At 36.8% G+C, this 12,866-nt stretch carries 12 protein-coding genes and 1 pseudogene; 11 read left to right on the top strand and 2 right to left on the bottom strand.

All coding sequences use genetic code 11. The annotated features are described in order from the left end of the window. Window positions 1-17: 17 nt before the first annotated feature. Both PRVXH_RS12615 and PRVXH_RS12610 read left to right on the top strand, forming a co-directional pair. The gene (locus tag PRVXH_RS12615) at window positions 18-998 is read left to right on the top strand and encodes an ABC transporter ATP-binding protein (protein ID WP_353893109.1); all 981 of its coding nucleotides are present in this window, start codon (window positions 18-20) and stop codon (window positions 996-998) included. Window positions 999-1,014: 16 nt separating this feature from the next. Then, window positions 1,015-1,977, top strand: a complete 963-nt coding sequence (locus PRVXH_RS12610) for an oligopeptide/dipeptide ABC transporter ATP-binding protein (protein WP_353893108.1) — start codon at window positions 1,015-1,017, stop codon at window positions 1,975-1,977. A gap of 27 nt (window positions 1,978-2,004) precedes the next feature. Here the strand turns inward: PRVXH_RS12610 and PRVXH_RS12605 are convergent, their stop codons facing one another. Further along, entirely contained in the window at window positions 2,005-2,379 is a 375-nt protein-coding gene (locus PRVXH_RS12605; RefSeq protein WP_353893107.1) for a hypothetical protein, read from the bottom strand. A 283-nt stretch (window positions 2,380-2,662) separates the two neighbouring features. On the opposite strand from PRVXH_RS12605, the gene PRVXH_RS12600 reads away from it, so the two are divergent. From PRVXH_RS12600 to PRVXH_RS12565, 8 genes and pseudogenes are all read left to right on the top strand, one after another. Next, window positions 2,663-3,514, top strand: coding sequence for a MurR/RpiR family transcriptional regulator (locus PRVXH_RS12600; RefSeq protein ID WP_353893106.1), 852 nt, complete (start codon window positions 2,663-2,665; stop codon window positions 3,512-3,514). Further along, window positions 3,507-4,400 (top strand): N-acetylmuramic acid 6-phosphate etherase, encoded by an 894-nt coding sequence (gene murQ, locus PRVXH_RS12595; protein WP_353893105.1) that lies wholly within the window; start codon window positions 3,507-3,509, stop codon window positions 4,398-4,400. The genes PRVXH_RS12600 and murQ overlap by 8 nt, the downstream gene beginning before the upstream one ends. Before the next feature lie 24 nt (window positions 4,401-4,424). Then, window positions 4,425-5,855, top strand: coding sequence for a PTS transporter subunit EIIC (locus PRVXH_RS12590; RefSeq protein ID WP_353893104.1), 1,431 nt, complete (start codon window positions 4,425-4,427; stop codon window positions 5,853-5,855). Next, complete coding sequence (locus PRVXH_RS12585; protein ID WP_353893103.1) at window positions 5,848-6,894, top strand: MupG family TIM beta-alpha barrel fold protein; 1,047 nt, start codon at window positions 5,848-5,850, stop codon at window positions 6,892-6,894. Before PRVXH_RS12590 ends, PRVXH_RS12585 begins: the two co-directional genes overlap by 8 nt. A 183-nt stretch (window positions 6,895-7,077) precedes the next feature. Next, window positions 7,078-8,268, top strand: a complete 1,191-nt coding sequence (gene nagA / locus PRVXH_RS12580) for an N-acetylglucosamine-6-phosphate deacetylase (RefSeq protein ID WP_353894594.1) — start codon at window positions 7,078-7,080, stop codon at window positions 8,266-8,268. 5 nt (window positions 8,269-8,273) lie between these two features. Continuing rightward, window positions 8,274-9,030 (top strand): annotated as a pseudogene (gene nagB / locus PRVXH_RS12575) (glucosamine-6-phosphate deaminase). A gap of 33 nt (window positions 9,031-9,063) precedes the next feature. Then, entirely contained in the window at window positions 9,064-9,549 is a 486-nt protein-coding gene (locus PRVXH_RS12570; RefSeq protein ID WP_353893102.1) for a PTS glucose transporter subunit IIA, read from the top strand. Window positions 9,550-9,656: 107 nt separating this feature from the next. Then, entirely contained in the window at window positions 9,657-10,907 is a 1,251-nt protein-coding gene (locus PRVXH_RS12565) for a dicarboxylate/amino acid:cation symporter (protein ID WP_353893101.1), read from the top strand. A 32-nt stretch (window positions 10,908-10,939) separates the two neighbouring features. On the opposite strand, the gene PRVXH_RS12560 is transcribed toward PRVXH_RS12565, so the two are convergent. Further along, window positions 10,940-12,304, bottom strand: coding sequence for a transcription antiterminator (locus PRVXH_RS12560; protein ID WP_353893100.1), 1,365 nt, complete (start codon window positions 12,302-12,304; stop codon window positions 10,940-10,942). Window positions 12,305-12,592: 288 nt separating this feature from the next. Here PRVXH_RS12560 and PRVXH_RS12555 point away from each other — a divergent pair, with 288 nt between their 5' ends. Next, a complete protein-coding gene (locus PRVXH_RS12555; protein WP_353893099.1) occupies window positions 12,593-12,856 on the top strand; it encodes an HPr family phosphocarrier protein in 264 nt (87 codons plus the stop codon). Window positions 12,857-12,866 lie beyond the last annotated feature (10 nt).

The raw sequence follows: 12,866 nt of genomic DNA, 5'->3' as shown, positions 1-12,866 counted from the left end.
AGGAGTGGAACAAAAAAATGGCTAAATCTAAAGAGCTTTTGAAAGTTAATGATCTTTCTATTCAATATATAACTGAAGACGGTACGGTAAAAGCTGTTGACAACATGTCTTTTGAAATAGGAGTAGGCGAGACTTTAGGTATCGTAGGAGAGACAGGAGCGGGAAAAACCACTACCGCCCTTGGTATCATGCAACTTGTGCCAAATCCTCCAGGTAAGATCGTAAATGGCGAAATCTTTTTTGAAGGTGAAAACCTACTAGAAAAAACTGAAGAACAAATGCGAAAAATCCGCGGAAAGAAGATATCAATGATTTTCCAGGACCCTATGACATCTCTAAATCCTGTTATGACAACAGGTGAGCAGATTGCAGAGGTTATCAAACTGCACGAGGATGTAAATGACAAGGAAGCTGACAAAAAGGCTAAGAAGATGTTAGAGACTGTAGGTATTCCTGCAGAAAGAAGTGGCGATTATCCCCATCAATTCAGTGGTGGAATGAGACAAAGGATAGTTATCGCTATTGCACTAGCTTGTAATCCCCAGCTGCTAATAGCTGATGAGCCTACAACAGCACTTGACGTAACAATTCAAGCTCAGGTTATGAAGCTTATGAAAAACCTAAAAGATGAGTTCGAGACATCCATGATTTTAATTACTCATGACCTAGGCGTTGTAGCAGATATTTGTGATAAGGTTGCAATTATCTATACCGGTTATGTTGTTGAATACACAACAAAAGAAAATCTTTATACAGAACCATTACACCCTTATACTCAAGGTCTATTCGGTTCAATTCCATCTATTGATGATGACGAAGAAAGGCTTAACCCTATCAAAGGACTAATGCCTGAACCGACAGAAATGCCAGATGGATGTCCTTTCCACCCAAGATGTCCGAAAGCAATGCCTATTTGTTCAAAGGAGCTTCCTAAACGTCAAGAGGTAAAAGAAGGTCACTTTGTAAATTGTCACTTATATTCTAAAAAGGATAAGTAAACAGGAGGTGAGCTAGATGGCTGAAAATATTTTAGAAGTAAAAAATCTTAAAAAGCACTTTAATACACCTAAGGGGTTACTGCACGCCGTAGATGATGTAAGTTTTTCTATTAAAAAAGGTGAAACATTAGGTCTAGTTGGGGAGTCAGGCTGTGGTAAATCTACAACTGGTAGAGTGCTACTAAGACTGCTAGAAGCAACTGATGGTGTAGTAAACTTTGAAGGAAAAAACATTCTTGACTTTAACACTAGGCAAATGAGAGCTGCTAGACGTGATATGCAAATTATATTCCAAGATCCGTTCTCCTCTCTAAATCCTAGGATGAGTATCAGCGAAACTATATCTGAACCACTTGTTATAAATAAAATATATAAAAGCAGAAAAGAGCTAGATGCAAAAGTAGAGGAACTTATGGATACTGTAGGCCTTTCTCAAAGGCTTATAAACTCTTACCCACATGAGCTAGACGGTGGTAGAAGACAAAGGGTAGGTATCGCTAGAGCGTTGTCCCTAAACCCCAAATTCATCGTACAAGATGAGCCGGTATCTGCGCTAGACGTTTCTATTCAGGCTCAAATTCTTAACCTAATGGACGAGATTCAAGATGAGCTAGGTTTAACTTATCTCTTTATATCTCACGACTTAAGTGTAGTTAAGCACGTTAGTGACAGAATTGCTGTTATGTATCTTGGTAAAATTGTGGAGATTTCTGACTACGGTTCTATGTTTAAAGACCCACTTCACCCTTACACTCAAGCGTTGCTTTCAGCGATTCCAGTTCCAAAACTTAATGCTCAAAAAGAAATGATTATTCTTGAGGGCGACGTTCCAAGCCCAATTAACCCTCCAGCGGGTTGCAGATTTTACGGAAGATGTAGGCACAGAAAAGACATTTGTAAACAAAAGACGCCTGAATTAAGAGAGTATGCACCAGGTAGATTTGTTTCTTGTCACAGAGCGGAAGAACTAAAAAAGTAGGCTGTTAACAGCCTACTTTTTTTTTAATTATCCTATAAAATAAATCGCCAGGTCAAATAATATTGCTACAGCAAAGACTACGCCTGCTCGATACAGATGAATTATCCTTTCTTGTCTTGTCTCTAACTTAGCCAGATAACTTTCCTTAAATGTGGTTTTGCCCTTAAAAGATTTTTTTATGTTCTCTTTATCCTTATTAAAGCTAAAGACAAAAGCATAAAGTGTTAGAATTATCCCCATTAGAAACAAAGATGTGTTGATAATGTCTAAAAGATCTCCCTCTGAAAAGAAGCCATAAATCAAACCCAAACCAGCTGCTATTAGCGCTGACACGAGCCCTTCCTGTCCCACAAGTACGATGATTTTTCGCGTGCTTTCATTTTTGTAATTGAAATTGTCCATATAAATCTTCCCTTCATTACTATGTATAACTTTACTTAAGCTGGGCGTTATTATTGATATTTCTCCCTTAAATTATTATACATCAAAAGACTTAAAAAATCAGTTCTAAAAATTGATTTACTAATGACTAGCTTTTGATAAACTTTTCCGAAAAATGTTTCAAAAATTCATCTGTTTTAATAACAAAACGTTCAACAAATGGTACTTTATTTCATAAAAGCTATATTTTGTTGACACTTTAGTTTATGTTGATAAAATTAAACTTAAAAGCGGGGGATCTTAAATGAAAATTGCATCAGTCAAGCTAAGGGAGTTTCGCACCCAAGCAAGCATGACAGAAAAGGAAATAATAAATTTTATTTTAGCAAACCCTAAAATTACTATAGAAATGACTGTTCATCAGCTAGCAGAACAAACCTTTTCGTCTCCTTCCTCTATTATAAGGATGTGTAAAAAAAATGGTTTTTCTGGTTATAAGGATCTCTGTAATTCCTTGATTTATGAACAAGCGCTAAGACAGAGAAGTAAAACCTATGAAAAAAACAAAATAACTAAGTCAGATAGCATTAAAGAAATTGTGGATAAGGTAACTTATCGAAATATTGTATCTTTAGAGGACACTAGAGATTTGCTAGATGAACATACTCTAAGTAAATGTATTAGTCTGATAGAAAATAGCCATAATTTGTACTTTTTCGGAATAGGCTCCTCTTCGATAGTGGCAAAAGATGCCCAACAAAAGTTTTTGCGCCTTAATCAAAATTGCTTTGTAAGTGAAGACTGGCACTTACAGCTACTTACGGCACGCAATATGACGAAAAATGATCTAGGTGTTGTCATTTCCTATTCCGGGCAAACAGAGGAAATGATTGAGTGTGCAAAGGCTATGCAACAAAATGCAGTACCCACTATATCTATAACTAAATATGATGCATCACCTATAGTAGGAATTTGTGATTATAATTTATATGTCGCTGCTAACGAGTCTACATTTAGAAGTGGAGCGATGTCATCAAGAACTTCCCAACTAAATGTAATTGATATTTTATATACAGGTTTTGCAAATACCCGATATGAAGATTCTCTCGATCTAATAGCCAAAACACACATACGAAAGGGGACTAAAAATGGTTAACTTAAAAAATATGTCAACAGAACAGGCTAACATTCGTACTACAAACTTAGATAGCATGACGATATTAGAAGCTTTAAGGGTAATGAATGAGGAGGACGCAAAGGTTGCTGAATCTATCAAAGATGAACTTTTGCATATTGAAAAAGCTGTTAAACTAGTAGTAGCTGCTCTAAAAAATGGTGGTAGAATTATTTATATGGGGGCAGGCACCAGCGGTAGATTAGGACTTTTAGATGCTGTTGAATGTCCGCCTACTTTTGGCACAGACCCCGAAAAAGTTGTTGGCTTAATTGCTGGAAGCCATAAGGCTTTTGGCAAAGCAGTAGAAGGGGCAGAGGATAGCGAAAACATGGGGGTTGAAGACCTAAAAAATTTGAACCTATGCTCAACCGATATAGTTATCGGCATAGCGGCCAGCGGAAGAACTCCTTACGTGATTGGAGGGCTTAGGTATGCTCAAAAAGTAGGGTGTAAGACTGTGGGCATTGCTTGTAACAAATCTTCTGAAGTTGGTAGCATAGCGGACATAGCCATTGAGCCTGTTGTAGGTCCTGAAGTACTAACTGGTTCCACTAGGTTAAAGGCAGGAACAGCCCAAAAAATGGTGCTTAACATGATATCAACAATATCTATGGTGGGCATAGGTAAGGTGTATAAAAACTACATGGTAGATGTACAGCAAACTAACAAAAAGCTTCAATCTAGAGCAATTAATATTGTTAAAAATGCTACTGAGGTAGACGAAGGGACGGCAGTAAAAAAGCTTGAGGAAGCAAAGGGTAGTGTTAAACTTGCCATAACTATGATATTGCTAGAGTGCGACTTAAATACAGCAAAGGAAAGACTAAAAAAATCCAACGGTCATGTACGCAAAACTTTAGTATAAATAAAAAAGAAAGAGGTGTTTAGCATGGCAAAAGCTAACAGACAGTTGGCTAGTGAAATTCTAAAGCTTATTGGTGGTAAGGAAAATGTATCAACAGCAACAAATTGCATGACAAGACTGAGAGTCCAATTAAAGGATGATTCAAAGGCAGAAATTGAAAGTCTTAAGGCAACAGAGGGTGTTTTAGGAGTTGTAGAAGCTGAAACCCTACAGATTATTGTAGGCCCTGGAAAGGCTAAAAAGATAGCTGACATCTTAGTAGAAGAATTTGGCGTAACTAAAGAGTCAAATGTTACCGAAGACTGGCAGGAGAACAAAGAAAGTGTTAAAAAAGGTCGAAAACAGAGCAAACTTAAAACCGCGTTAGAAACAATTGCCAGCATCTTCATTCCTATGATACCGGCAATAATAGCTGCTGGTATTTTTAACGGGTTTGCAGGTTTAATTGGCACAATGATAGGAGAAGGTACGATACCTGATACTCAAGCTTGGAACTTAACTCAAACTGTCTTTGCCCTAATCGGGCATAGCTTTCTCGGTTACTTTGCTATTTTTACAGGCATAAATTCAGCAAAAAGATTTGGCGCAACAGAAGCCTTAGGTGGGATGATTGGTGCTATGTCAATTGCCCCTCAAATAGATCAAATTTCACAAATGGTAGGACTTTATAACCAGGAGGTACCGCTAGAGTCTATTCTTACAACAGGTAAAGGTGGTATTATAGGAGTAATTTTCGGAGTTTATATTCTTTCTATTGTTGAAAAACGTGTTAGAAAAGTTGTTCCAGATGTTTTAGATCTAATTGCAACACCTTTACTGACCTTACTAATACTAGCTGTTTTATTTGTGTTTATTGTAATGCCGGTATCTGGATTTATATCTGATGTATTAGTTGATGCTTTAAACGTGTTGATAGCATCAGAAAACCAAGTAATTAGTGTGATTTCCGGTTATGTACTAGCGGCAGTGTTCTTACCAATGGTGCTACTAGGTCTACACCATGGACTTATTCCTATTTACGCAATTCAGTTAGAGTCTATGGGTGGAGTATCCCTATTTCCAGTTTTAGCAATGGCAGGAGCAGGACAAGTGGGAGCTGCAATCGCAATTTATATCAAAGCCAATAAAGTTAAAAATACTCGTATGAAACAAATAATTGCAGGAGCACTTCCTGCTGGGATATTAGGTATTGGAGAACCTCTAATTTATGGTGTTACCCTTCCCTTAGGTAAACCTTTTATAACTGCCGGTTTAGGTGCAGGGTTTGGAGGAGCGTATGTAATGGCAACTAATGTGCTAGCTTCTGCTTGGGGTCCTTCAGGGCTTGTAGCGATCCCGCTAATGCAAGATCTAAGTTCGATAATCAATTTTATAATAGGCATCTTTGTTTCTTATGTAGGTGGATTTATTGTAACTCAGCTATTTATTAAAGAGTCTGATGTAGCCGATGTTTAATAACAGCCTAGGTTTCGCCGTTTATGTATCTACATTTGAACAGCAAAAACCTATTTTGGAAAAGCTTACAGGAAGTAATGCATATGTTTTTACTTCCTTTCATATCCAAGAAGAATTTAATAACTCCTATACTCTCAAAGCAAAACAAATGTGTAGCTGGCTTAGCAAAAAAGGCTTTGCCATTATGGGAGATGTATCGCCTAAAACCTTAGAACAGTTTGGACATGATAGTATTTTAGACTTTGCACAACATATGGGGTTAAGTGCTTTGCGCCTTGATTATGGGTTTGATAAGGAGGAAATTATTAAGGCTTACGACAAATTTTCTATCATTATTAACGCTTCTGTAGAAGATTCTAGTATAGTAGAGGTAGTTTCGCCTAAGCAAGAGGTCTTTGCTATGCATAATTTTTATCCCCGGCCTGAGACAGGATTAGACTCCGAACAATTTGACAGTATAAATCAAGGATACAAGAAAAAAGGGGGTAAAGTACTCGCCTTTATTCCTGGAGATGATGTCAAGCGTGGACCACTATATGAAGGCCTTCCTACATTGGAAAAACATAGATATATATCACCTTACGAAGCATATTTAGATCTTGCAATTAACTACAAAATAGATGGCATTTGTGTAGCCGATGTAAGATTGTCAAATCGGCAGCTAGAGCTAATCCAAAGCTATATTAGCAAAGGGGTTATTTCCATCCCAACGCAGCTAACTTTAGAGCACGAGTATCTGTATGACACTGTATTTACAATTAGACTAGACTCCCCTAAAAGTGTTAAAAGATTACAGGAATCAAGAGAATATAGCTGCTCAGGTAAAACAGTACAGCCTAACAACTGTATTTTTAGGGAAACAGGCTCCATCACAATGGATAACAAATTATATGGCAGATACTCGGGAGAAATCCAGATATTAAAGACCGATCTTTCCAAAGATGAAAAAGTAAATGTTATAGGTGTTGTTGATGAAAAATATAAAAATATATTAAAATGTATTAAAAATGGCGCAAAAATAAAGTTTATCGCAGGTTAACTGTCTGCAAGACCATAGTTTACCAGCTTGCCTACTGATTTAAGTTTCTTTTTATCCGCTTGTGTCAGTAACTATTAAAAGCTGTTAGTAAGTTTACTTACTAACAGCTTTTTAACAATAAATATAAAATAAACTTAAAGGCGAGGTCTTGAAAGAAAAAAATAACTATTAACATGTGTATATATTAATAGGGCAAAAAGAGGTGTTTTTATCAAAACTGTTATAAAAAATGGAAAGGTTATTACCCCTTATGAAGTTCTTTGTGGAGTTGAAGTTGTAATTGCCAAAGGTAAGATAACAGAAATTAAAGCTACAAATGACGTTGATGGAACCTACGATCATGTCATCGATGCACAAGGTAAATTTTTAGCCCCAGGATTTATTGATATCCACAACCACGGAAACTCTGGCTTTGATTTTATGAAAAGTAGTTATGAAGCTATAGAAAACATAGCTAGCTTTCACCTTAAAAACGGAGTTACCAGCTTTTTAGCGACCACAATTACGGCGCCAAAAGAGGATCTACTAAAGGCAGTGAAAAGTTTTAAAAATTACATGATTGACACTGAAAATAAAAAGGACGGGTTAAGTCAGCTTTTAGGAGTGTATTTAGAAGGTCCATACTTTGCGCCAAACAAAAAAGGGGCGCAACCACTTAAGCATTTAAAAAAACCACAGGTAAAGGAACTAACAGAGCTGCTAGATGTATCAGGAGGAATGATAAAAGTTGTATCCCTAGCACCTGAACTTGATGGGGCTACTGAAGTTATCTCCTTTCTTAAGGAAAATGGAATATCTCCATTTGCTGGACACACTGACGGTTCGTTTGAACAAACTCAAGCTGCTATATCCCTAGGTGTGATCGGCGCTACTCACCTTTTTAATGGTATGCGAGGGTTTACTCATCGTGAGCCTGGTGTGGCGGGTGCAGTATTAACTGATCAGCGAGTTATGTGTGAGTTAATATGTGATGGCATTCATGTTCATCCTAAAGCTATGGAGTTAGCTTATAAGTTAAAAGGAAAAAATGGTATTATCTTAGTATCAGATGCTATGATGGCTGCAGGTTTGCCTGACGGTGACTATGATTTAGGTGGGCAAAAAGTCATCGTAAAAGATAAAGTAGCTAGGCTGGAAGATGGAACACTAGCAGGGTCAACCCTTACTTTAAGCAAAGCTGTTGCAAACATGGTTAATATGGTAAATGTGCCTATCCACGAGGCGGTTGGCATGGCTACTCTAAATCCTGCTAAGGTTATAGGTGTAGCTGATAACAAAGGAAGTATTGAGACAGGAAAAGATGCAGATCTAGTTTTATTTGATGAAAACATTAAAATAACCGATGTGATAGTTGGAGGAAAAATAAGGAAGTGAATGTTTTGAGGATACTAGTTGGAAGTGATTATAATAATATAAGTCAAGTAGCAGCAGATATTATTGCGGCAAAGGTTAGAAAAAAAGCCCGATGTAGTGTTAGGGTTAGCAACAGGTAGCACACCCATAGGAACTTACAGGCAGTTAATATCCAAGTACAATGCTAAAGAGGTAGATTTTTCAAAAGTAAAGGCCTTTAATTTAGATGAGTATTATGGACTAGATAAAAAACACTCTCAAAGTTACGCGTATTATATGGAGAATAACCTTTTTCAGCACATTAATATAGACAAAGGTAATACCCATATTCCTAACGGTACTGCAAAGGATATACAAAAGGAGTGTAACCGTTACGATCAGATTATAAAAGAGTGTGGTGGGATAGATTTTCAGCTGTTAGGTATAGGCCATAATGGCCATATTGGATTTAATGAGCCGGCTGAAGCTTTAAAGATTTCTACCCACCTAGTAGATTTAAAAGAAGAAACAATCGCCGCAAACAGCCGTTTTTTTTCGAAAGAGGAAACGATACCAAAACAAGCTATAACCATGGGGATGCGTTCCATATTTGCAGCTAAAGAGATTGTCTTACTTGCGTCAGGGGAGGATAAGGCTCAAATCGTTGCGCAAATGCTAAGTGGCAAGATATCGCCTAAGGTCCCTGCCTCGGTGCTGCAAATTCATCAAGATTTGACCCTGATAGTAGATGAAGCCATTGCCAAACATCTTCATGTCAAGGGACTTTTTGAACAAGAAATATAGATAGTAAAAACTTAGATATAGGAGGTTGAACTCATGCTCAACTTTTTTAAAAAAACGCCTAAAGAGTCTAAGATAACAGCACCACTGCAAGGTACCATAGTAAATATAGAGGATGTAGATGACCCAGTTTTCTCCCAAAAGATGGTGGGAGATGGTGTTGCCATTAATCCTGAAAATAATGAAGTTGTTTCTCCAACTGATGGACAGGTAATTCAGGTTTTTGATACAAAACATGCAGTAGGTATAATGGCCAAAAACGGAGCTGAAATTCTTATCCATATTGGCTTAGAAACTGTTAAATTAAAGGGGAAGGGTTTTAAGACTCTTGTTAAGCCAGGAGATAAAGTTAAAGCTGGTCAGGTACTAATAACATTTGATTATAAATATCTGGCTGAAAATGCTAAATCCTTAGTAACTCCTGTTGTTATAACAAATACCGAAGAAATGGAACTTATAGAAAAAATAGCTTGTGAAAATGTAAAACCACAAGACACAATTATGAAGTTAACAAAAAAATAGGTAAAAAGCTCACTACCCACTTATCCAATTTGACGATATTAGTAATCATTGTTAAAATCACAACTATACCAATAATTAAAATAGTAAAAAATGTTAGGAGGTTCTAAATGGCTAAAGGACTAGGAAAGAAATTTGTGATCAGTATAGTTGTTGCCCTGATACTAGGTGCGATAAGTGGGCCGCTGGTACGATTATTTTCACAGTCTTTGTTTGACACTTTAGATACTTACTTATTTTCTCTAGTTGGTGATTTATTTTTACAGGCTATTAGCATGCTGGTAATACCCATTATATTTATATCCTTAGTAGTTGGTACTGCAAACATAGGAAACCCGCGCAAGCTTGGTAAAATGGCGGGGAAAACAATAGGCCTTTATATTCTTACCACTGTAATTGCTATATCTATAGGATTGTTAATGGGGAACTTATTTCAGCCAGGAGTAGGCATTGACAGAACCCATCAGGCAGAGGAAGAAGCCTATGTAGAAGAAGAGCTAAGTGTAATAGATACTATAAAATCAATAATTCCAGAAAACCCAATAGAAGCTATGGCAGAGGGCAACGTATTAGCTACTATTTTTATGGCGCTTCTACTAGGGTTGGTGATGGCCATTAAGCATGAAGAAACAAGGCAAATTTTCACCCTCTTTGAACAGGCTCAAAAAATCATTATGCACATGATTACCCTTATTATGTATACAGCTCCACTGGGTGTTTTTGGACTGATGGCCTCTTCCATTGGAAATGCAGGGATGGAAGTTTTGGCAGGCATGGCATATTACTCTGTGCTAGTAATTGTTGGTATTTTAATTCAGATGTTTGTTGTATATATGATTTTGCTTGTGGTTTTTGTACGGGTAAGTCCCGTAAAATTTTATAAAAAACTAATTAAGCCATTGCTAATTGGTTTTTCCACTAGTTCTAGCAGTGCTACCCTTCCTGTAACCTTAGAGACAGTAGAAGATGAATTGGGTGTTCACAATGATGTGGCTAGTTTTGTCATTCCCTTAGGTTCTACACTAAATATGGATGGAACAGCATTAGTTCAAGGGCTAGCTACAATTTTTATAGCCCAAGCCTATGGAATAGACTTATCTGTGGGTCAACAGATTACCGTTGTGATAATGGCAACCAGTGCATCGATAGGTACAGCAGGTGTACCTGGAGTAGGTATAGTAATGCTATCTATGATTTTACGCAGCGTTGATTTACCGGTAGAAGGCATAGGCTTAGTAATAGGTGTAGATCGAATTTTGGATATGGTGCGCAGTGCTAAAAATGTCGCTGGAGATGCTGTTGTCGCCCTAGTTGTTGGGAACACCGAAGGTAAGTTCGACAGAGATGTATTAGAAAATTAGATAACAAAAAGGTAATAGGTAGATTAAACCTATTACCTTTTTTGCTCCTTATAGAAGGTTTTTAAAAACCTGTTCACATCTACTTTTAAAGCTGCTTTATCAAGTACGCTACAATGCTTTGAGATGATTGCAATTAGCTGGTCACATTGGCTACTTTTTAAGCTGTGAGTATCTGTTTGTTCCATAGCTGCTAAAAAATGCATGGTCATATAAGCCACCTCATGCTCCGTAAAATTAACTTTATACTTTTTTTCCACAGCTATTAAAGCTTCGCCGCAGGCTAGAAAAATATCGCTATATTTATTTTTTATCTCAGTTAAAAGAGGATTGTTTAAGCTGCTTGCATCTTTTAACCTAGCTATTGTAGGAACAAGGTGGTTATATAAATTGTCTCTTAAAGATGGGGACATAGAAAATGTTAATCCTAGTCTCCCTTCGACAAAAGCGATAATTTCCTCAACTAGCTGCTTCATTTTCACATCCTTATCCTTTTGCTTGTACTTATTCTTTCGATTGGCATGGCTGGTACCCAATAGATGAAAGGTAATAAAGCCTACCTCATCAATGGGGAATTTTATACTAAAATGCTGCTCGAGCTTTTCTGCTAAAGAAGCTGCAACTGCAAACTCTTGGGTTTTCTTTAGTTCTTGTAGCTGGTCACTAGGCATATAAATATCCTTATTTAACTGTACTCGTTTCAAAGCCAGTGCTATATGAGAAATTAAGCTTATATAAGCTTCGTAACTAAACTTTATACTTAAAATTTCTTCCGCTTTTTTAAGTTTCTTTTTTATAAAAAGCAAATCTAAACCGGGAAACTGCTGGCTCATTTGTGCAATATGACGGTCTATATCACTTTCTAACTCTTTAGCATAATGATCGCTAGACAGGCTAGTTATAAGCTGACTAAAAGCTAAACTAAGGTTTTCTTCATCTCCTTTTACTTTTACACCATATCCTTTCTTTTTAAATAGCGTTAAATCATAGTTGTACAACCATTTTTCAATGCTAGCTAAATCATTGTAAATAGTGGTGCTGCTCACATCGGCTAAGGTGGCCAGCCTTTTTACAGCAGTTACTTTTTTATATTTTAAAAGGTGGAAAAGTATAACCTGTTGCCTTTCCAGCGGCGATAGTGTGTAATTTTTTAGTTGCTTGCTAAGCCGCTGCTTTAATAGAACAATCTGCTCATTAGGAAGGTCAAGCAAAATCCCTCTCCTTGGGACTTTTTTTAACTGAGATATGCAATTGGAGTTAAGCCAATCATCAACTGCATCTAAATCATACTGTATAGTTCTTTTGCTGACGTTAAACAAATCAGACAATCTTTTTAAGGTTGTATAGTTTTTTAGACTAAGTAAATACCAAATGATTTGGGTTTTCCTGCTATCTAACATAATCCTCACCTCTTTGCCACATTTAAGCAGGGATATAACTTTCTAAAAGTGTTAATGTTTATTTTATATCATGAAAGGGCGGTCAATACAACGCCTGTTTTGAGCGATTTTAACAAAGACAAACCAAATGTGGCAAATATTCGTTTATAAATATCTGAATATCAAAGGTGCTAGAAGGTATTTTGGCGAATGTTTTAAGTATAGAAGGTAAAATATTTTTAAGCATTTATAGCTAATAAGTCTAAAAAAATATCGATATGATAAAACTAAATCTAGGGAGGAATTAAAATGGAAAAGATTAATGTGACAGTAAAAAATGAGTCGGGATTACATGCACGGCCGGCATCTTTATTTGTTAAAGAGGCAGGCAAATTTGAATCTGAAATCTTTATCGTAAAGGATGACAAGGAAGTTAACGGAAAAAGTATTATGGGAGTGATGTCACTTGGTGCAAAAAGTGGCACAGAACTAACGATTAAAGCTGAAGGAAGCGATGCAAAGGAAGCTTTAGAAGCCCTTGAGCAGCTGATCAAAAGTAATTTTGGTGAATAGGGAGGTAAAA

This window comes from Proteinivorax hydrogeniformans, from assembly GCF_040515995.1.
In the GTDB taxonomy this organism is placed as follows: domain Bacteria; phylum Bacillota; class Proteinivoracia; order Proteinivoracales; family Proteinivoracaceae; genus Proteinivorax; species Proteinivorax hydrogeniformans.
Note: the sequence above shows the minus strand (reverse complement) of the source record. Positions and strands in the feature narration are given on the sequence as shown.